Source organism: Tateyamaria sp. GN1-10, from assembly GCF_055693845.1.
This window is the reverse complement of sequence record NZ_JBVFUR010000004.1, coordinates 4,215,237-4,236,808: the sequence shown is the minus strand read 5'-3', so window position 1 is coordinate 4,236,808 and position 21,572 is coordinate 4,215,237. Positions and strand designations below refer to the sequence as shown.

At 62.3% G+C, this 21,572-nt stretch carries 14 protein-coding genes; 6 read left to right on the top strand and 8 right to left on the bottom strand.

The genetic code is table 11. The annotated features are described in order from the left end of the window. The first annotated feature begins 16 nt into the window (after positions 1 to 16). A complete protein-coding gene (locus ACZ1HN_RS23310; RefSeq protein ID WP_472729223.1) occupies positions 17 to 5,404 on the top strand; it encodes an MG2 domain-containing protein in 5,388 nt (1,795 codons plus the stop codon). Further along, positions 5,401 to 7,356, top strand: a complete 1,956-nt coding sequence (pbpC, locus tag ACZ1HN_RS23305; protein ID WP_472729222.1) for a penicillin-binding protein 1C — start codon at positions 5,401 to 5,403, stop codon at positions 7,354 to 7,356. Before ACZ1HN_RS23310 ends, pbpC begins: the two co-directional genes overlap by 4 nt. Here the strand turns inward: pbpC and ACZ1HN_RS23300 are convergent. From ACZ1HN_RS23300 to ACZ1HN_RS23285, 4 genes are read right to left on the bottom strand one after another with little or no spacing between them, the layout of a single operon-like run. After that, positions 7,353 to 9,395 (bottom strand): hypothetical protein, encoded by a 2,043-nt coding sequence (locus tag ACZ1HN_RS23300; RefSeq protein ID WP_472729221.1) that lies wholly within the window; start codon positions 9,393 to 9,395, stop codon positions 7,353 to 7,355. The two genes, pbpC and ACZ1HN_RS23300, sit on opposite strands and share 4 nt — an antisense overlap. Then, a complete protein-coding gene (locus ACZ1HN_RS23295) occupies positions 9,392 to 12,157 on the bottom strand; it encodes a DUF4159 domain-containing protein (RefSeq protein WP_472729220.1) in 2,766 nt (921 codons plus the stop codon). Before ACZ1HN_RS23295 ends, ACZ1HN_RS23300 begins: the two co-directional genes overlap by 4 nt. Then, positions 12,154 to 13,035, bottom strand: coding sequence for a DUF58 domain-containing protein (locus tag ACZ1HN_RS23290; RefSeq protein ID WP_299209714.1), 882 nt, complete (start codon positions 13,033 to 13,035; stop codon positions 12,154 to 12,156). The genes ACZ1HN_RS23295 and ACZ1HN_RS23290 overlap by 4 nt, the downstream gene beginning before the upstream one ends. Further along, positions 13,032 to 14,039, bottom strand: coding sequence for an AAA family ATPase (locus ACZ1HN_RS23285; RefSeq protein WP_472729219.1), 1,008 nt, complete (start codon positions 14,037 to 14,039; stop codon positions 13,032 to 13,034). Before ACZ1HN_RS23285 ends, ACZ1HN_RS23290 begins: the two co-directional genes overlap by 4 nt. A gap of 69 nt (positions 14,040 to 14,108) precedes the next feature. On the opposite strand from ACZ1HN_RS23285, the gene ACZ1HN_RS23280 reads away from it, so the two are divergent. From ACZ1HN_RS23280 to ACZ1HN_RS23265, 4 genes are all read left to right on the top strand, one after another. Next, positions 14,109 to 14,684, top strand: a complete 576-nt coding sequence (locus tag ACZ1HN_RS23280; RefSeq protein WP_472729218.1) for a DUF1285 domain-containing protein — start codon at positions 14,109 to 14,111, stop codon at positions 14,682 to 14,684. A gap of 146 nt (positions 14,685 to 14,830) precedes the next feature. Continuing rightward, positions 14,831 to 15,532 carry an SDR family NAD(P)-dependent oxidoreductase gene (locus tag ACZ1HN_RS23275; protein WP_472729217.1) on the top strand — a complete coding sequence of 234 codons (702 nt, stop codon included), beginning with the start codon at positions 14,831 to 14,833 and terminating at the stop codon, positions 15,530 to 15,532. A gap of 42 nt (positions 15,533 to 15,574) precedes the next feature. Next, entirely contained in the window at positions 15,575 to 16,327 is a 753-nt protein-coding gene (locus tag ACZ1HN_RS23270) for a hydroxypyruvate isomerase family protein (protein WP_472729216.1), read from the top strand. 79 nt (positions 16,328 to 16,406) lie between these two features. After that, entirely contained in the window at positions 16,407 to 16,634 is a 228-nt protein-coding gene (locus tag ACZ1HN_RS23265; RefSeq protein WP_299701292.1) for a DUF2798 domain-containing protein, read from the top strand. 276 nt (positions 16,635 to 16,910) lie between these two features. On the opposite strand, the gene ACZ1HN_RS23260 is transcribed toward ACZ1HN_RS23265, so the two are convergent. The 4 genes from ACZ1HN_RS23260 to polA form a co-directional block, all read right to left on the bottom strand. Further along, a complete protein-coding gene (locus tag ACZ1HN_RS23260; protein ID WP_472729215.1) occupies positions 16,911 to 17,576 on the bottom strand; it encodes a phytanoyl-CoA dioxygenase family protein in 666 nt (221 codons plus the stop codon). Continuing rightward, the gene (locus ACZ1HN_RS23255) at positions 17,569 to 17,922 is read right to left on the bottom strand and encodes an MmcQ/YjbR family DNA-binding protein (RefSeq protein WP_472729214.1); all 354 of its coding nucleotides are present in this window, start codon (positions 17,920 to 17,922) and stop codon (positions 17,569 to 17,571) included. The genes ACZ1HN_RS23260 and ACZ1HN_RS23255 overlap by 8 nt, the downstream gene beginning before the upstream one ends. A 345-nt stretch (positions 17,923 to 18,267) precedes the next feature. After that, positions 18,268 to 18,690: a hypothetical protein gene (locus ACZ1HN_RS23250; RefSeq protein ID WP_472729213.1), complete on the bottom strand. Its 423-nt coding sequence runs from the start codon at positions 18,688 to 18,690 to the stop codon at positions 18,268 to 18,270. 16 nt (positions 18,691 to 18,706) lie between these two features. Then, the gene (gene polA, locus ACZ1HN_RS23245; RefSeq protein ID WP_472729212.1) at positions 18,707 to 21,493 is read right to left on the bottom strand and encodes a DNA polymerase I; all 2,787 of its coding nucleotides are present in this window, start codon (positions 21,491 to 21,493) and stop codon (positions 18,707 to 18,709) included. Positions 21,494 to 21,572 lie beyond the last annotated feature (79 nt).

The window sequence follows — 21,572 nt, the reverse complement described above, 5'->3', positions numbered from 1 at the left end:
ATTTGGGAGCGGCATCATGCGCCACGCGTTGGTTGGACTGGTTGCACTACTTTGGGCAGCGGCGGCGTGGGGGCAGGGTCCGATACCGGATGATCGGTATATCGTGACCCAGGATGTCGACTATCCTGGCGAGGATCGCACATCTCTGTTCGATACAACCTTTGATGCCTGCGCGCGGGCCTGCAGCGCGGATGACGCATGTATTGGCTTCACCTTCAATGATCGATCAAACGCTTGCTTTCCCAAGGCGGAGATCAATGAAGAGCAACCCTATGCCGGTGCTCGGTCAGCCAGAAGAGTTATTGCGTCCGATGATCTCAAAACCGCAGCAACGCGCCGGGCGGAGATACTGGACTTGCCCCAGGCCGATTTCGATGAGGCGCGTGGATTGGCCACTGACTTTAGCTTGCGCTTTGCCCAGTCCGGGCAAGCGCCGCATGATTTGCTGGCAGCGTCTAGTGCTGCGTGGGACCGTGGGGACAGGGCCGCTGCTCTGCGCTGGACGGGCGTGGCCGTGGCATTGACGGATGATGCTGACTTGTGGACGCGCTATGCTAACATCGCCATGCGCCAGAGCGATGATGCGCCCGCTGGCCAGCGTCGACGTGCACTGGAAGCTGCAATCCCGGCTGCCTTGAATGGTTATCTCCGCGCGAACACTCTGGGTGCTCGAGTCCGTGCCCTGCAAATGCTCGCAGACGCATTGGAACTCAATGGGCGGGGACGTGACACGATCCGCGCCTTGCGCCTAGCCCAAAGCATCCAGCCGCGTGATGACGTCGCTCGAGCGTTGGACGAAGCCATCGCAAAATACGGTTTCCGTGTCGTCGAACATCAGGTGGACAATGATAGTGCTGCCCCGCGCATCTGCGCCACCTTCTCGGAACCTTTGGTAAAAGGTGGCGTGGACTACGAGCCGTTCGTGCGCAAGGCCACACCCGGCCTTGTCGTTGCCGCAGATGGACGCGACCTGTGCATCGACGGGGTGCGGCACGGAGAGCGGTACAGCGTCACATTCCGCTCCGGCCTTCCAGCCGAAAGCGGAGAGGTGCTGGCCAAGGACGTGTCGCTCAATCTCTATGTTCGCGACCGCATGCCGGTCGTTCGCTTTCCGGGGCGGGGTTACGTTCTGGCCCGCGGGGCCGGGGCAAGCATCCCCATCGAGACGGTGAATGTGAACGAGGTTGATCTCGTGCTCAGCCGGGTCAGTGACCGCAACCTTATCCAATCCCTGCGCCGCGATTTCTTTGGCCGCCCACTGTCACAGTGGCAGGCTGAACAGTTCAATTCGGATATCGCGCAGGAAATCTGGCGCGGCACGGGCGAGGTGCAGAATGACCTCAATACCGAAATGCGCACGCGTCTCCCTCTGGAGGAGGCGTTGGGCGACCAGCCTCCCGGCGTCTATGTCCTGTCCGCGCGCGAACAGGGGCGAGATGGCTATGACGTTGTGGCCGCGACGCAGTGGTTTGTGCTGTCCGATCTGGGGCTTAGCACGTGGCAGGGGAATGATGGGCTGACGGCTTCGGTCCGCGCGCTCAGCGATGCGGGTGCCGTGGATGGGGCAACCGTGCGGCTGATTTCTCAGGCAAATGCCGTGCTGGGTGAGGCGCAGACAGATACCGAGGGGTTCGTGCGATTTGATGCTGGCTTGACCCGCGGGCTTGGATCTGCGCGTCCGGCCATGGTGCAGGTCGAAACAGCGGATGATTTCGTGTTCCTGCCGCTGACAGACCCGGCCTTTGACCTGTCTGATCGCGGGGTCGAGGGACGCCCGCCTGCGCCGCCGATTGACTTGTTTGTGACGACGGATCGCGGCGCCTATCGCCCCGGCGCCACCATCTATCTGACGGCGCTGGCCCGTGATAATAAAGCACGTGCAATTGAAGGCTTGCCCCTGACCGTCATTTTCAGCCGCCCGGATGGTGTCGAATACAGCCGGACGGTAAGTTCCAACGGACAAAGCGGTGGCCACGTCGTATCGCTGCCACTTGGACCAACAGTGCCGCGCGGGACGTGGCGGATCGAGGTGAAGGGCGATCTGAAGGCGCCCGCGCTCGCCACCGAAACCGTGCTGGTCGAGGATTTCATCCCTGACCGTATCGATGTGACACTGACGGCTGACGACGCACCGCTCGACCTTGATACCCCCGCAATCGTGGATGTGGACGCGCAATACCTGTTTGGTGCGCCCGGTGCAGATCTTGCGGTCGAAGGCGATATTCAGGTGCAAAGGCGCACCGGACTCGCGGCGCATCCCGGATATCTATTTGGTCGGCATGACGCGGCTTTCTCTCCACAACGTCGCTACGTGCAGGGCGGGCGCACGGATGCGGAGGGTCGGTCCTACCTGTCCCTGCCTTGGCCGGAGGTAGAAGCTGATGACGTGCTGCTCGAAGCCGTGGCGACTGTCCGCGTGTCCGGCAGCGGCGGCCGCCCGGTTGAGCGCAGCCTGACCCGCCCCATCGCGCCTGAAGGTACGGTGATCGGGATAAAACCCGCTTTCGACGATGTCCTGCCTGAAGGGGGCAGCGCGGATTTCGAAGTGATTGCAGTGGATGCACCCGCCGACCTGCCGGTGCAGTGGACAGTCAACAAGATCGAAACGCGGTACCAATGGTACCAGTTGAATGGCAACTGGAACTGGGAACCGATCACGCGCCGTATCCGCGTGTCTCAAGGCGCTGCGGTTCTTGGCGATATACCGGTTCAGATCAGCACACCAACCGAATGGGGCGATTACGAGCTGGTCGTCGAAAGCACGCAAGGGACCTATACAGCCAGCTCGGTTGCATTCGCGTCCGGCTGGTATGGTGCCGCAGACAGCAGCGCGACCCCGGATCGCCTAACGCTGTCACTCGATGCCGAGAACTATCGGGTTGGCGATACCGCGCAACTGCGGATTGTGCCGCCCCACGACGGCGTGGCGCTTGTATCCGTCCTGTCCGGCAGCGTGATCTCGCGGCAGGCCATCCCTGTGCACGCGGGCGAAACGGTGATCCCGCTTGAGGTGACGGAAGGTTGGGGCACAGGCGCCTATGTCACCGCGTCAGTCTTGCGCACTGGCCTGTCCAGTAATCCCGGCCCGGCCCGCGTGCTCGGACTGGCCCATGCCGCCATTGATCCAGAGGACAAAGCACTGACTGTGGCCATCGACGCCCCGGAAGAGGTGGGTGGCCAAGAAGGACAGACCGAGGTTGCGGTGCATGTCGATGGACTTGAAGGGGCCGACGGCTTTGTCACCCTCGCTGCTGTCGATGTCGGTATCCTGAACCTGACGGGCTTCGAAGCACCGAACCCCCAGGGACACTATTTCGGCCAGCGCCGTCTTGGCGTTGACTTGCGCGATGTCTACGGTCGCCTGATCGATGGTCAAAGCGGTGCGCTGGGCATGGTTCGGTCTGGCGGGGATGCAGGCAATTCAATGCAACGGCAAAGCCCGCCCCCAACGGAGGCGGTCATGGCTGCCTTTTCAGGTCCAATCCCAGTCGACAGCAGCGGCGTTGCCCAGGTGATGATCCCGCGTCCCAACTTCAACGGCACGATCCGGCTAATGGCTGTGGCTTGGTCGGACAAAGGCGTCGGACAAGCCGCTTCCGACCTCATCGCGCGCGACCCCGTTGTGATATCGGCGGCCTTGCCGCGCTTCCTTGCCCCGGGGGACCAAAGCCGCGTACAGTTTGAATTCGTGCACGCCGCGGGCACATCAGGTGTGATGCCTTTGGAAGTGTCAGGCAGCGGCCTATCGGTCGGAGCAGCACCACAAACCGTTGACCTGGCCGACAACGGCACCGTCCGCGTGTCCCTACCCCTCATGGCGCAAGAGATCGGAGATCACAGTATCGATGTGGCGCTGACCACACCTGATGGCACGGTCCTGACAAAGTCGCTCACACTTGGCGTTCGGGCCAACGACCCAACCATAGCCGTCACCCAGCGTCTGGAACTGGCAGCGGGTGAGGCGCTGACTTTCGACGACAATGTTTTTGCGGATCTCCGCCCCGACAGCGCAAGGGCAACGCTCGCGGCTGGACCGCTCGCCCGGTTCGACATGCCGGGGTTGATCGGGCAGCTTGACCGGTATCCCTACGGCTGTACCGAGCAGGTCACATCGGCAGCACTGCCGCTTCTTTACCTGCCGCGCACGGCGCAGGCGGCGGGTCTGGCGGATGTCGACCAGCGGATCACGACGGCCATCAATCGCGTCCTGACCCGACAGGCCAGCAACGGGGCCTTTGGCCTCTGGCGAGCGCAGTCAGGGGATTTCTGGCTGGATGCCTACGTCACCGATTTCCTCCTGCGGGCAAGTGATCAAGGGCGTGAGGTGCCGGAGCGCGCCCGGCGCCTTGCCCTAGATAACCTGCGCAACAGGATCAACTACGCCCCGGATTTCGATGCAGGGGGCGAAGATATCGCCTATGCTCTTATGGTCCTGGCCCGTGCCGGGTCGGCATCAATTGGCGATCTGCGCTACTACGCTGATACCAAGGCAGAAGCGTTCTCTACTCCGCTTGCCCGCGCACAACTGGGCGCAGCGCTTGCCAGCTACGGGGAACAGACCCGCGCTGACCGGCTCTTTGGTCTGGCGCAGGATTTGGCGCTGCAGAACAATGCAGACACTGGCCTGTGGCGCGCGGACTACGGCACATCTTTGCGCGATGCGGCGGGGCTTCTGCATCTGGCGGCAGAGGCGGGCAGCACCCGTATCGACCAGTCCCGCCTTGCCGCAACGGTGACGGCGGGCCGTGGTGGGTACTCCACCCAAGAGGCGGCTCAGCTTCTCATGGCCGCGCAGGCACTGCGCGACGGGCCAGGTACGCCAGTGCTTTCGGTGGATGACACGCCGGTGTCCGGCCCAGTGGTCCAAAGCCGTGCGCTGGATGATACGTCATCGATCATCCGCAACGTTTCGGGCCAGCCGCAGGATGTGACACTCACCACCTACGGCGTGCCGCTCACCCCGCCCGAGGCAGGAGGCTATGGCTACAGCATTACCCGCGACGCTTTCACACTGGAAGGCGGCGTCGCCGAAGGGCCGTGGGCCATCGGTGAACGGCGGGTGATCGTGCTGACGGTCACGCCGTTTGAAAAAGTCGGTGCGCGCCTGATGGTGGATGATCCTCTGCCAGCGGGGATCGAGATCGATAACCCCAACTTGATCCGATCCGGTGACGTGGCGGGTCTTGATTGGTTAGAAACTGCGAATACGGAACATGTCGAATTCCGCTCTGATCGCTTCCTTGCTGCAGTGAACCACACAGGATCAGAGACGTTCCGCCTCGCCTATATCGCTCGCGCCGTCAGCCCGGGGGACTTCCACCAGCCCGCCGCTTTGGTCGAGGATATGTACCGCGCGGAATACCGCGCGATCACCGGTACAAGCCGCACGGTCGTGACCGAATGAAAGGGCCGCACCGCCCCCTGTTCGCCCTCGCGGGTGCCATGCTCGCCGTGGCCAGCTTGCATGACGCGTGGGATGCGTGGGTGGACCGGACGGTGCTGCCCACGACATTGGCCGAGACATCGGTGGAGATGCGGGAGAGGCACGGCCATCTGATGCGCGCCTTTGCGGTCGAAGACGGGCGGATCCGACTGGCTGTGCCACGCGGCGGGGTCGATCTGCGGCTGACCGACATGCTGATCGCCTACGAGGATAAGCGTTTCCGCACCCACAATGGTGTCGATGGGCGCGCGATGGCACGGGCTGTCGGGCAGGCTTTGTCCTCGGGGCGTGTCGTCTCAGGCGGCTCTACCCTGACGATGCAAGTGGCGCGCCTGCTCGAAAACTCGGGCACGGGATCCATCAAGGGCAAGCTGCGGCAGATGCGGGTGGCCTGGGCGTTGGAGCGGCGTTTGAGCAAAAACGATATCCTGCATCTCTACCTGCAACACGCCCCCTATGGCGGTCGGATCGAAGGGGTGCGCAGCGCCACATTCACATGGTTCGGCAAGGAACCCACGCGTCTAACCGAAGCGGAAGCGGCCCTGCTCGTGGCTTTGCCACAAGCACCGGAGGCGCGACGACCAGACCGCCACCCAGACACCGCCCAAGCCGCACGCGACCGGGTTCTAGCCCGCGTCGGCGCCGACCCGTCGCATACCCGTGTTCCCACACAGGCTCACGCCTTGCCCCGGTTGGCCGCACACCACGCCGACGCCTTGCGTGCCGCAGATCCCGATACACAGCGGTTCAACACGACCCTGTCGATGCGCGTGCAAAAGACCATGTCCGATCTTGTCCAGATACACGCAGTGGGGCAGGTGCGGGGCGTTTCGCTGGCGCTGATGGTCATGGATCACGAAAGCGGCGAGGTGTTGGCACGCGTAGGTGCTCCGCACTACGCCGATACCGGCGGCACACCGGGGTTCATCGACATGACACGGGCCAAGCGCAGCCCCGGCTCGACTCTGAAACCCCTGATCTATGCGCTGGCCTTTGATCGTGGTCTGGCCCACCCCGAAACAGTTCTTGCTGACCGCCCCACGCGCTTTGGCCGCTACGCACCGCAGAATTTCGATGGCATGTTCCGGGGCGACGTTACAGCGCGGCAGGCGTTAACCTTGTCGCTTAACATCCCGCCCGTGGCTCTGACCGAAGCCCTTGGCCCGGAACGGCTGATGGCAGCGCTGCGGGTGCTTGGGGCCGAACCCAAACTGCCGGGTGGGCAGGCGGGGCTCGCTGTGGCGCTCGGTGGTGTAGGTCTCAGCCTCGAAGATCTGGTGACCGTCTACGGTCATCTCGCCTCGGGGCGCACAAAAACGCTGATCGCTCCGCGTGCCGCATGGCAGGTGGGCGACATCCTGCGGGGCATAGCACCTCCGCCCGGCGCGCCCTCCGGGCTGGCCTACAAGACGGGCACCTCCTACGGGCACCGCGACGCGTGGGCTATCGGGTTCGACGGACGGCATGTGATCGGCGTTTGGATGGGCCGACCGGACGGCACGCCCGTGCCGGGTGCCTTTGGCGGCGCACATGCCGCTCCCATCCTGTTCGAAGCCTTCGGACGCCTGAAACCACAGCTCACGCCCGCCCCGCCGCCACCGCCGGACACGTTGTTGCTGGCGACTGGAGACCTACCCCTGCCGCTTCAGCGCTTTGGCGCGCGGATGGACGCGGGCAACGGACCGGAAATGGTGTTCCCCCCGGACGGCGCGCGGCTGGCGCAACACGAGGCGGTTGTAAAAGTGGCAGGCGGAGCCTTGCCCCTGACCGTTCTGGTCAACGGAGCCGTGGTCGCCACAGGGGCACGAGACCGGCAAATCACCATCGGCGCACTGGACACCGGATTTTCCGAAATAGCAGTGATCGACGCATCGGGCCGGTCAACCCGCGCTGCGGTCGAGGTCCGACCCTAGCGCCGCCCCTCGCGCAGCCATGCGCCTATGATGAAGCCGGACGCCAGCAGCAGAACCAGCCAAGGGGGCAGCAAGCCCATCTGGCGTACATCCTGCGTTTCATAAGCGCCACGTGGCGTGATCCCGATCCAGCCACGCCCGGCAGCGGGCCGCCCTTCGCGCACTGTTCGAATGCGCGGCGTGCCGTCCTCCAGTCGCAGCACGCCACCGCGTGTGCCTTCCACCCGCGGTCCGAGCAGATCAGCGGTCGCAATTGTCGCCTCAAACTCCTTGGGCGCCGCGGGACCTAAGCCAATGACGGTTTCGGCGTCACCATTCTCAAGACGGTAAAGACCGATATCCGGCCCCTCGTACCGCGTTTCGAACCGGCCCGGGCTGACCTCAGTCATCTCAAGTTCCACCACGTTGCCGGACGGGTCGGTAATGATCACGGGAGGCACGGTATCGGACAGCGTGCGCCGCTCGATCCGCATCGACTGACCCGTGGCGGTGGCGGTCAGTGCCTCTTCCTCAAGCTCGGGTTCCTTCATCATCCAGTGGGCCAGACGGCGTAGCAATTCCAGTTGCGGCCCGCCGCCTTCGTACCCACGGTTCCACAACCACGCGTGATCCGATGCCAGAAGCGCCACGCGGCCTTCTTCCACCCGATCCAAGATCAGAAGTGGGCGTTCATCCACACCTTCCATCACCACGCTGCCGGACTCGGCGGCCACATCAATCTGGCGCAGCCAGCGACCCCAATCGCCAGCGGCAGGCAGGCCCGTGGTCACAGGGTGCTTTTGCCCCAGCTCGGACACTTGCGGGCGAAACGCTTCCTCCAGCACGCGGGCCGAGGGCTGGGCGGGCATAACCGACCCGAGGGGCGAGCGATATAGGCTGTCAGCACTGGCAAAATCCGGCCCCGCTGCGACCAGCACCGCCCCACCATCGCGGATGTACCTCGCCACGTTGTCGAGGTAGAGGGCAGGCAGGATGCCCCGCCGCTTGTACCGGTCAAAGATGATCAGATCGAAATCGTCGATCTTCTCAAGAAACAACTCGCGGGTTGGGAAGGCGATCAGGGACAGCTCTCCCACAGGCACACCGTCCTGCTTTTCGGGTGGGCGCAGAATGGTGAAGTGGACCAGATCGACTGAGCTGTCGGACTTGAGCAGGTTGCGCCACGTCCGCCCACCGGCATGGGGTTCACCCGACACCAGCAACACGCGCAGCCTGTCGCGCACGCCGTTGATCTGAATCAGGGCGGTGTTGTTGCGATCCGTCAGCTCTCCGTCCGCTTCGGGGACGGTGAACTGGATCACGTTGCGACCACCGTGGGGCAGACTGATGGGGAGTTCGAAGTCTTCGCCGGTGCGCACGTTGAAGCGCTGCGGCGGCGCCCCGTCGACCGAGATATCAAGCGGGGCAAGTCCGACATCAGGGGGGACGGCACCCATATCCTCGATCCGCAAGGTCAGCGTGACCGGCTCACCAATGATGGCAAAGGCCGGGGCGTTCTTGACCAGCAGTCGGCGGTCCCAATCCGTCTCGCGCCCGGTCAGCAGCAGGTGCAGGGGGGCGGGCAGATCAAGGGGCAGGTCAGCGTCATGCACTTGCCCGTCGCTGAGCGCGATCAGGCCTGCAACACGGGCGCGCGGTTCTTCGGCCAGCGCGTCAGACAGGGCGGTCATCAGGCGGGTGCCTGCGTCTTCCTCTCCATCCGGGACGGTGACACGGCGCACCTCGGTGCCTTCGCGGGCGGACAGGGCGGCTTCGATTGCATCAGCGGCGGACGTCGTTTGATCAGGGCGATCCCGCAGCCTTTGGCTGGCACTTTCATCTTCGGCGACGATGACAATGTCGGACAGAGGCGCGCGGTCCTCTTGTTGCAACGATGGTCCCGCCAATGCTGCGAGCACAACAAGGGCTGCCATACCGCGCAAAGCCCAGCCGTTCAGGCCGCGCATCAGGGCCAGGACAACCCCGGCAATCGCCAAGACAGCAACAATAGCTAGCACGGACCAAGGCAGCAGTGGATCAAACAATACCGTTCCGGTCATTGGCCCAACCGATCCAGCAAGGCAGGCACATGGACCTGATCGCTTTTGTAATTGCCGGTCAGCACATGCATGACCAGGTTCACGCCAAAACGGTAGGCCAGCTCGCGCTGCCGTTCACCGCCAAAGCCACGGCCCACGGGTAGCATGGCTTGCCCGCTGGATGTCACGGCCCAGGCCGAGGCCCAGTCATTGCCGCCGATGACCACCGGGGTCACACCGTCGTTGAGATTGCGGAAAGGCATGCCTTCGACTTGTTCAGCGCCGGGTGGCGCGGCTTCGACCCAGACCTCGCCATTCTGATGGCGACCGGGGAAATCCTGCAGCAGATAGAATGTGCGGGTCAGCACATGGTCACGGGGCACAGGCTCAAGCGCCGGAATGTCCAGGGGGGCCGCCAAATCCTGCAACTTGCGCCCGTTCGGGGTCGAGCCGCCAAAACCCGACACATCGCCGTCACGGGTGTCAAACAGGATCAAACCGCCGGACCGCAAATAGTCGTTCAGCTTTGTGTAAGCCTCTTGCGAGGGGCGCGGCTGATCCGGTGTGATGGGCCAGTAGAGGATCGGGAAAAAGGCCAACTCGTCCGTTTCCAGATCAACGGCAAATGGCGTGGCGGGCTCAACCGATGTGCGGAAGAACAGCGTATCGGATAGACCGCGCAGACCGGCCTGCGCCACCTCGTCCACATCGCGGTTGCCGGTGACCACATGGGCCAGCACAACCTCGGCTGCGGCAGCCACTTCATCCGCGGGTTCGTTTTGTGCCTGTGCGCCGGGCGAGGTGAAACCAACCAAAATCGCGGCCCCGATCAGGGCCGCCGTTGTTGCGCGGACGCGGCCCGTCAATCGCCCGGACAAGGCGAGGGACGCCAACACATCCAGCAGCAAAAGTCCGATGGCCGCAGCCAACAGCATCCCACCCAGCGGGCGTTCAGGTGCGGTAGTCAGGCCGGACACCGGCACATCGGCGGGCCATGTGGCCGGCTCTAGTGTCGCGTCAGCGGTCAGCACGTTCCGCGCCAAGGCCCGATCACCCGAGACATAAACACCGGGCAGCAGGTTTGGCCCCGTCGGGTCGCTGACCAGTGCAGGCCCCGGCACCCCGGGCATCGCCCCTGCATCGCGTAGTGTACCAAATCCATCCATGACCACCTCCGGCGTCCAGATCGTGCCCTCCAAATCACCCGCCTCGGGCGACGAAGTGGTGGCAGAGACCGCCAGACGTTCAAGCATTTCAACAAACAGACCCGACAAGGGCAGGGACGACCATTCCGCGTTTGCGGTCACATGGAACAGTACAATCTGCCCCTGACCTTCGCGCTTGCGCGTCACAAGGGGTGTCCCATCGCTCAACTCGGCAATCACACTTTCTGCCAGCGTAGGATCAGGCTGGGCCATGACCTGCGCAGTGATTGCGACATCATCGGGCACTGACAAGCCAAAGAAGGGTGAGTTCTCGCGGAAGGGAGCCAGCGTTTTGGGCGATCCCCAACTCATGGCCCCACCAACGCTGCGACCTCCGGCCCGCAGGCGCACCGGCATCAGCGGGTCCTGTTCGCTGCGGCTGATGTCGCTGGCCGCCACGCGCGGACCGGCAAAGCGCAGCAGCAAGCCACCCTGATCCACCCATTCCAGTATCGCCTGCGTTTCGCCGTCGGACAGGGTGGCCACGTCAGCCAGCACAATCACATCCGGATTTGCGGGCAACACATCGGTCAACGCACCGCGCAACAAGTCCGCATTGGGCGCAAGCGCGCGTTCCAGGTAGTGGAGCGGCGACAACAGCTCCAACCCTTCGCGTCCCTCGCGGCCTGCTATCAGGGCAATCTCGCGGCGACGCAGGCTGTCATCAACCAATGTGACGGCACCGGCAGAGCGGGCATTGGCAATCTCGAAACGGGTGACGCGTGCACGCAACTCGGCGGGAAGGGACAGAGACGCCGTTGCCGTGGTTGCACCTGTATCAAAGACCGCATTGGCGCGGGCCAGAATGGTCGCGTTCCCCGCGGGGTCGCGGCCCTGCGCCAGAATACCCACTGTGCGTTCAGGGCCATTGTCGGCACGTACCGCTGTTACTTCGACCAGGCCGTCAGCATAGGTTGCAGGTGTCAGTGCAGCGATGGCAGTCGCGCTTTGCACAACGCGAACCGGGCCCTGTGCTTGCAAGGCGGACAGCAAGTCAGCGCGTGCGGGATAGTCTAGGGCATCACTGAACCAGACAGTTTCAAAACCACCTTCAGGGAACAGAGCGGCGATATCGGAGGCATCCGCAGGGTGCCATGGCGACGGAGCCAGCCCCGGCAGTGTTGCGGTCACTGCGTTTGCGGCTCGGAACACCGGTGGTTCTGGATCAGCAAGGTCCAGCAGAGCCACTTGTCGCCCGTTGGCGCCTGCGCGACGCAACTCGGCATCCAGTGCCTGGACAAGCCGCGGCCACCGCGCGGCACCGGCCCAGCTGCCATCTACGGCCACGAGCAACGGCCCTTCACCCGCTGTGCCGTCATCCTCAGGGTTAAGCACTGGTCCAGCAAGGCCGATGATCATCGCGGCCACGGCCAGCATCCGGATCAGCAAAAGCCACCACGGGGTGCGGTCCGACACGGTTTCGTCGTCTTGCAAGCCGAGCAGCAAGGCCACGCCGGGAAAGCGCTGGCGGATCGGGGCAGGTGGGATCGCGCGCAGGATCAGCCACAGGATCGGTAGCGCGATCAACGCCACCAGCAACCACGGGGCAGCAAAGCCGATAGGGCCAAATACGGTCATGGCCGCGCCCGTCCTGCATCCAGTGCGCGCCACAGCCACAACAGGCCCGATTGTGCAGGCGTGTCGGTGTGGTGCAGACCATATTGCCAGCCCGCAACGGAACACAGGTGCTGCAATTCGGCCTTCCGTTCGGCAAGGCGTTCCAGATACCTATCCTTCAGGTCAGACGCCTTGAGTGTTTCATGCTCCAACGTCCCACCCACGCTTTCAAAGATGGTGCGCCCCCGAAAGGGGAACGCCTCTTCCGCTGGATCAAGGACATGCAGCAGCACGCCACGCACACCCCGGTCGGCCGCTTTGGTCAGCGCGGTTTTGACATCGTCGATATTGCCCATGAAATCCGAGATGAATACCGCCCGCGCATGCGGGATCATGGCCCGGTGTTCCGGCGGGGCGTAGTCTTCCGCGGCATCCTCGGTAAACATCTCAGCCAGACGCAGGACTTGCGTATTGCCCCGGCGGGGCGGCAGACGGGTTCCGGTCAGGCCCACACGCTCTCCACCCCGGATCAGAAGGATCGCGGTGGCCAAGCCTAGAACGCGGGCGCGCTCGGCTTTGGTTGGCAAATCGTTGTTTGAGGCAAAGCGCATCGCTGCCCCCTGATCGACCCACAGCATCACGGATTGCGCAATCTGCCACTCGCGCTCTCGCACGAACTGCACATCACCCATGGCGCTGCGGCGGTGGTCGATCAAACGGCGGCTGTCGCCGATCTGGGCCGGTCTGTATTGCCAGAAATCGTCACCCATCCCCGCACGACGCCGACCGTGGTCGCCCAACAGAACGGCGCCCGCCAACTGCTCGGCCCGGGCCAGCAGCGCAGGCAGCCGGGCCGCTTGCGTTTCGGCCTTTTCGCGCAGGGCGAGGGGGGTGATCACGCGGCGGCTTCCTTGCGGCTGAGACCGGCGGCGGTCTCTTCGATCAGGTCAGACAGGCTGTCGCCACGGGCACGGGCGGCAAAGTTCAGAGCCATCCGGTGGATCAGAACAGGGCGGGCCATGTCGATGACATCTTCCGCCGAGGGGGCCAGACGACCCTGCAACAGCGCACGGGCGCGGACGGCCAGCATCAGTGCTTGCGCGGCGCGCGGGCCGGGACCCCAGGCAACGGTTTCCCGTACCTTGTCCGAGGCGTCGGCCTCGCCGGGCCGGAAGGCGCGGACCAGATCAAGGATCATCTCGACCACGCTGTCGCCCACAGGCATCCTGCGCAGCAAGGTTTGGGCCGCCAGCAATTCTTCGCCGGTGAATACGGCGGTTGATTGCGCGTCCTCCGTTCCGGTGGTGGCAATCAGGATATCTTTTTCCGTCTCGCGATCAGGATAGAGGACATCGATCTGCACAAGGAAGCGGTCCAACTGCGCTTCGGGCAGCGGGTACGTGCCTTCCTGCTCGATCGGGTTCTGCGTTGCTAGCACGTGGAAGGGTGTCCCCAAGGGGCGGTCCTGTCCGGCCACAGTCACTGTCTTTTCCTGCATCGCCTGCAAAAGGGCGGACTGGGTCCGGGGCGAGGCGCGGTTGATCTCGTCCGCCATGAGAAGTTGGCAAAAGATCGGGCCAGACACAAAGCGGAAGGCGCGCGTGCCATCCTCGGCTGTGTCCAGAACTTCCGATCCAAGAATGTCCGCTGGCATCAGGTCCGGGGTGAACTGGATGCGGTTGCCGTCCAGCCCCATGACCGTGCTGAGTGTCTCGACCAGACGTGTCTTGCCCAGACCGGGCAGACCGATCAGCAGGCCGTGGCCGCCGCACAGCAGCGCGGTCAAGGTCAGGTCCACGACCCGTTCCTGCCCGATGAAGCGCTTGGTGATCGAGGCCTTGGCCTCTGCCAGCTTGTTGCCCAGCGTCTCGATTTCGGCAACAAGGTCCTCTGCTTCGGTCATGACATCTCTTCCATTCGGGATATATATTTCTGTACCAACCTATTCCCTCAATTGAGAATGGCAAAACATATGAGCGGACAAAAAACCGTGACACCGGATGCAGATGGCCTTGTGGCGTCGATCACTGCTGCAAAAACACGCGGATTGCCGCCGGTACACCTTTGGAATCCACCCTTTTGCGGTGATCTGGACATGCGCATCGCACGGGACGGCACGTGGTTCTATCAAGGGACGCCCATAGGGCGACCGGGTCTGGTCAAGTTGTTTTCGTCCATTCTGAAGCGGGAGGAGGGGAAGTATTTTCTTGTTACTCCGGTTGAGAAGGTGGGAATCACCGTCGATGACGCACCGTTTGTCGCCATCGATTTCGAGGCTGAAGGGACCGGCGAGGCGCAGGTGCTGACCTTTGTGACCCATGTGGATGATGTGGCTGTGGCCGGTCCGAATCATCCGATCCGCGTTGAACGCGACCCGGAGACCGGCGAGCCGTCGCCCTACATTTTGATGCGGGCAGACCTAGAGGCGTTGATCGACCGCAAGAGTTTTTATCGGCTTGTTGACCTTGGCAGCCATCACGATGGGTGGTTCGGGGTGTGGTCACAGGGCCAGTTCTTCGGAATCATACCATCGAACGAGTTGCCCTGACGGGCGGGGCGCAGGACATCTGCGCCTTACCGTATGCACATTCAGTGTGCAGCAGGTTCGACTGGCCGACCGCACCAATCCGCGCCATCTTTGCACGTAAGGCGGACGTGCCGTCCGCTGCACCCTTTGTCAGCAGGAGCAAGACGATGACCCAAGGCACGGCAGTTATCATTGGTGCGGGCAGTGGCCTGTCCGCATCGGTTGCACGCAAACTTCACGCGCGCGGGCACGATCTGGTTCTGGGCGCGCGCAACACCGACAAGCTGGTCGCGCTTGCATCGGAAACCAATGCCCACACTGTGGCCATCGACGGCAGTGACCCCGAACAGATGAACGCCCTTTTTGACACGATCGAGACCCCGCTGCGTGTTGCCGTCTACAATCCATCGGCACGTCAGCGCGGGCCCATCGCCAAGCTTGATCCCGAGGAGGTGCGTCGCGCTGTCGAGGTTACCGCCTTTGGGTCTTTCCTGATGGGACAGGCCGCTGCGCGGATCATGCAGGATCAGGAGGAACAGTACGGCAAACGCGGCACCATTCTGTTCACTGGCGCTTCGGCCGGTGTCAAAGGCTTTGCCCAGTCCGCGCCCTTTGCCATGGGTAAGTTCGCACAACGGGGTCTTGCCGAATCCATGGCGCGCGAGCTGCATCCCAAGGGGGTTCATGTGGCTTGGGTCAACATCGACGGCGGCATTTCCAATACGGCGCGCACCGAGCGTACAGATGATGGAACGGACAAGATGCTGGACCCTGACGCGATCGCGACGGCCTATATGCAGCTGATCGACCAGCACCGGTCGACATGGTCAAACGAGTTGAGTCTGCGCCCTTGGGTCGAACGCTTCTGATCGCGCTGGAATGCCCAACAACTGCGCGCTAGGTTCCGCGATATGCCACGGTTTGCTGCCAACCTGACATATCTTTGGGCGGAGTTGCCCTACCTTGATCGGTTCGATGCGGCGGCCGAGGCCGGGTTTGCCGCTGTTGAGGTGCAGCAACCCTATGATGTGCCTGCACCAGACACCTTGGCAGCTTTGCACCGCAACGAGTTACAGATGGTATTGCTGAATGCGCCCGGGCCAAATTACACGGGCGGCGCACGTGGATTTGCGGCTGTTCCGGGGAGCGAGAAACGGTTCGATTATGACATCCGTCGGGCAGTGCGTTACGCGCAAACGCTTGGGGCGTCAGTCATTCACGTGATCACCGGTGATGGTGCGGGTGACGCGGCCAAAACAACACTAATCGGCAATCTGAAACGCGTTGCGGCCACCTTGCCCGATGGCTTGACGATGACACTCGAACCGCTGTGCGGCGAAAGTCATCCCGGCTATTTTTTGAACAGTTTCGCGCTTTCTGCTGAAGTGATCGACGCTGTCGGAGCGTCAAATATCGGTCTGCAGTTTGATAGCTATCACGCCCAGCAGATTACCGGCGACGCGCTTGGCGCCTTCGAGGCGATGCAGCCCCTCATAAGGCACATTCAGATCGGGGATGCGCCGGGGCGGGTTGCCCCGGAAACCGGGAGCATCGATTTTCCAGCCTTGTTCGAAGCCATCGACGCCAGCGGGTACGACGGTTGGGTCAGCGCCGAATACCGCACGTATGGGCGCACAGATAAAACACTGGGCTGGATGCGCTGACCCTGTGCGCCGGTGCAGAATTGCGCTTTGGCGATTTGCGTCACAGTTTGCTGCCCGGTGATGAAGAAGGAGCCGTATCATGATCCCAGCCCGCTACGCGCATATTGCTTTTGGCTTTGTCTTGAGCGGCATGATGTCGTTCCTCGTATCCGGAATTTCGACGTTCCTGGCGGTTGGTATGATTGCGGGCTTCGTCGGCCAATGGATTGGCGCGTGGCTGCCCAGTTGGGCCGTTGCCTTTCCGATTGTGCTGGTGGTGGCGCCCGTCGCGCGGCGGTTTGTGGCGTCAATAACGCGACCGGACTAGGGTTTGTCCCCGCGGGGACAGGCTGTTCGGTCCGTTTGCGTGATTTCAAGGCTTTTGCGATTTCCGCGCATTTTCAGATGATTGGGTTTGCGCGCGGCTTGATACCGCATGTTAACCACTGAAAACGCACCATGGTGCGCGAAGGGGGCGCGGCTTTCAAATTGCAAGGCAACGGAACGTTTCTTTGCCAAAGATGTGGGCCACCCAAACAATGAACGGGCTTGTTGGATGAACCCGTCGATATGGAATTTCAACTCGCCCTATCCATGTGGGTTTTCAAGCAACCCGCGCCCAAGCCAATGGGGGTGGCAGGCGCTCCATTGCGAAATCCACCCTGAGCACGCGCCGCGGCGCCGGGACTTTGGCGGGCCGAGACCTGTGCAGAATATTCATGTTCAAAACCAACACGTCGCCCGGTGCAGCATGTTCACACTCCACATGTGCCGTGGGTTGCTTTGACTCGGTCAGGTGACTGCCGGGGCAGAACTCCATACCGCCTGACGCGGGTGTCGCTTTGCTCAGGAAGATACGGGAGAACAAGACCTTGGACAGGATTTGTGCTGGCGGTTTGCAGTGCCAGATGCCCGATTTCCTTGACCAGTTGTCGAAACCGGGCACGTCTGCGCGATCCTGTACCGCGATGATTTGATCCCGGTGCCAGCCGACACCCCAGTTCGCATCTGGCGTTTTGGAAAAGGCGACGGCGCGCGTTGCCTCGACCGGCCCGAACAATTGGGCCAGTGCCGAAAGGAGAGTACCATGCGGACCAAGGACTGCGCGAAGGTTTGTTTGTGCTCGCGTGATCCGTCCACCGGGCCTCTCGTCTTCGCACATGACATCGTTCAGGAGGTCGAGGTCAGCGCCAGAAAGGACACCGCGGAGCCAAAGAAAGCCGGTTGTTTCAAAGCCGTGCCGGAGGGCGTTGGCCTTTGGGTCAACCATTGTCGGCATCCCACTGCGTCAGGAACCGTTTTGGTGCCATGTCGCGCCACGTGCTGCGGAGGCGTGCTTCGGCCCAATCCGGATCGATCCGACCGGCTGCGACAAGGAGGCAGCCGTGTTTGGCGTAGTGTGGGTGCAGGACGAACGTGTCAGGGTCGGCCTGCATCAGCATTTCGCGTTCTTCGATGCTGCCTTTGAAGATGGCGGCGTCAACGTAAGGCGACCACCACGTCCACATCTTGCCGTGCGCCTTGAGGTTTTCGTTGCCCCAGCTTGTTGAGACTTCGACTTTGGGCAAACCCAATGACAGGCCAAGAGTTTTGAGATCTTCCCAAGTGTGGATCATTGGACGCAATTCATCACCGGATTTTGGTTTAGGAAGCGCTTGCGAGCCACCTGAGATCGGCCCTTGCGTCACGTTCGCACTCTTCCAAATTGGAAAAGTAGCCAGACATCTGCTCGCATATCCAGTAGCCGCCGTCGGGATAGTATAATAGTTCTTCCTCTCCCACGGGAATCCACAGATGTTCGTAGTAGCGAAAGAGCTTACCGTCCGAGCTGACGCACATTTCGACGTTCCGTCGGCCGTCTTCGCTTTCCAGCTTTCTTTCTAACTTCCATGTTTGCATTGCACAATCTCTGCAGTGATATCAGTGAATGCGACCGGGCTCCGATTCCATTTTTTCCCAGTTCATGCCGCGGGCGGGATTGCTTGCAGATCGGGTGCCACGAAGGCGGCGCGCGCTGCGTCGGAGAACAGGGTGTCCTTGTGGTAGTGCGTCAGCATGATCTGCGTGTCGAGCAGGCGGTCATCCTGTTTCAGGAAGCTGTCGAAGGAGGCGGCTGGCGTCGCCTTGTCCATGAAATAGGCGACGGCCATCAGCCACGAGCGGGTGAGTGTCTCGTGGTATTTGTCTGCAGGTACGCCGTTGCTTTTCAGGAACGCGTGGAGCGCTACGCGCATCCGGGGCATGGCGGCATCGATCGGCCCTTCGCAGAGGTAGACATAGGCCAGTCGCAGGTGGGCGCGGTGGTTGAAGTCATCCGGCGCGACGCGCCCTGCTTCGAACTGGTCGCGGAAGGTCAGGTCCTCCGGTGCAGGCATCATGGTCATGTTTGGCTCCTTTCCGTCAATGCGCTTCGGCCCAGTTTTGCCCCTGACCCGCATCCACCGTCAACTTCACGTCGAGATGCACAACGGGGTCATTGGCGCTTTCCATGACCTCCTTTGCCACGCCGATCAGGTCGTCGACTGCGGCGTCTTCCACTTCAAAGAGGAGTTCGTCGTGCACTTGCAGCAGCATAGCGGCAGGTATGTCCTTGATCGCCTCGGGCATGCGGATCATGGCACGGCGGATGACATCTGCGGCGGTGCCTTGGATCGGCGCGTTGATGGCGGCGCGTGCGGCGAAGCCTGCGCGAGGACCTTTGGACGCGATCTCGGGCGTGTGGATCTTGCGCCCGAACAGCGTCTGGACGTAGCCGTGTTCCTTGGCGAATGCCTTGGTGTCGTCCATGTAGGTGCGGATGCCGGGGAAGCGTTCGAAATAGCGGTCGATGAAGCCCTGTGCTTCCGAGCGTGGGATGCGCAGGTTGCGCGCTAGGCCGAAGCCCGAGATGCCGTAGATGACGCCGAAGTTGATGGCTTTGGCCTGGCGCCGGATCTCGGGCGTCATTTCGTCGAGCGGCACGTCGAACATTTCCGAGGCCGTGAGCGCGTGGATGTCGATGTTGTCGGCAAAGGCCTGTTTCAGTTCCGGGATGTCGGCGATGTGGGCGAGGATGCGCAGTTCGATCTGGCTGTAATCCAGCGCGACGAGGGTTTTGCCGGGCTCGGACACGAACGCCTCGCGGATACGTCGCCCTTCCTCGGTTCGGATTGGAATGTTTTGCAGGTTGGGATCGGTAGACGCCAGCCGCCCGGTGGAGGCACCGGCGATGGAGTAGGAGGTGTGCACGCGGCCCGTGTCCGTGTTGATGTGGTCCTGCAGCGCGTCAGTGTAGGTGGACTTCAGTTTCGACAGTTGCCGCCAGTCCAGCACGCGGGCGGGCAGCTCGTGTTCGGTCGCGAGGTCTTCGAGTACGTCGGCGCCTGTGGCATAGGCCCCGGTCTTGCCCTTCTTGCCACCTTCGATGCTCATTTCATCGAACAGGATTTCGCCGAGTTGCTTGGGGGAGCCCACGTTGAATTTTCGGCCTGCGAGTTCGTAGATTTCATCCTCGAGCCCTGCCATTTTCTGGGCAAAGGCGTTGGACATGCGCGAGAGCGTGTCGCGGTCAACCTTGATACCGGAGCGCTCCATGCCCGCCAGCGTGTGGACCATGGGGCGTTCGAGCGTTTCGTAGACCTTGGTGACTTGCTCCCGGTGCAGTTGCGGTTTGAAAAGCTGCCATAGACGCAGAGTGATGTCGGCGTCTTCGGCGGCGTATTTCACGGCGTCCTCGAGCGGCACCTGATCAAAGGTTTTGGCCGATTTGCCAGAACCGAGAAGCGGTTTGATCGGGATGGGGGTGTGCCCGAGGTAGCGTTCGGACAGCGTGTCCATGCCATGATTGTGCAGCCCGCCATGCATTGCGTAGGACAGCAGCATTGTGTCGTCGATGGGGGCCACATGGATGTTCAGGCGGGCAAAGATCTTGGCGTCGTATTTCATGTTCTGGCCGATCTTGAGGATGCTGTCGTCCTCAAGCACGGGTTTCAGCATTTCGAGCGCCTGTTCGAAGGGTATCTGCCCTTCGGCCAGATCGTCAGAGCCAAAGAGGTCATCGCCGCCTTGCTTGTGCGTCAGCGGAATGTAGCAGGCATGGCCGGGGTTCACGGCCAGTGAGATACCCACCAGATCGGCGATCATTTCATTGAGGCCGGTAGTTTCGGTGTCCACCGCGACGTATCCGTGTTCATAGATCAGGTCGATCCAGGTTTGCAGCTGGTCGGCGTTCTGCACGTGCTCGTAGGTGGCATCGTCAAAGCTGGGTGCTTCGGGTGCGTCCTGTGCCGCAGGTGCCGGCTCCTTGATCTCGGGCGCTTCAACGCCAAGCTGATCGGCGATGCGCTTGGTGAGGGTGCGGAACTCCATTTCCGCGAGGAACGGCATCAGTTGATCCGGTTTCGGGTCCTGCACTTCGAGGTCATCGAGCGTGAAGTCGAGGGGCGTCTTTTCGTCGAGCCTCACAAGGTCTCGCGACAGGCGGATCTGGTCGGCGTGGTCGATCAGGGTCTGGCGGCGTTTGGGCTGCTTGATTTCTTCGGCACGTTCGAGCAGTGCGTCAAGATCGCCGTATTCATTGATGAGCAGGGCCGCCGTCTTGACCCCAATACCAGGCGCGCCGGGCACGTTGTCGACGCTGTCGCCCGCAAGAGCCTGCACATCCACCACGCGGTCGGGGTAGACGCCGAATTTCTCGAACACGCCGTCGCGGTCGATGCGGGCGTTTTTCATGGCGTCCAGCATTTCGACGCCGCCGCCCACAAGCTGCATCAGGTCCTTGTCAGAACTGATGATGGTGACGCGGCCCCCGGCCTCGCGTGCTTGCACCGACAGCGTGGCGATGATGTCATCGGCCTCGAAGCCCTCTTTCTCTTTGCAGGCGATATTGAAGGCTTCGGTGGCCTGACGGGTGAGCGGGATTTGGGGGCGCAAATCCTCTGGCATCGCTTCGCGGTTGGCCTTGTACTGATCGTACATGTCGTTGCGGAAGGTATGGCTGCCCTTGTCAAAGATGACGGCGACATGGGTGGGTGCGTCGGGGCCGTGGTTTCCTTCGACATACTTGTAGAGCATGTTGCAGAACCCGCTGACGGCCCCGATGGGCAGGCCATCGGACTTGCGGGTCAGCGGCGGGAGCGCGTGGTAGGCGCGAAAGATGAAGGCCGAGCCATCGATCAGATGCAGGTGACATCCCTTACCAAACGCCATGTTATCGCCCCCTTGGTTTCTTGCTGTTCAGGTGATGTGCCACGATTCCGGAATAGGGGAAAGCACAAGCGTTTTGTTA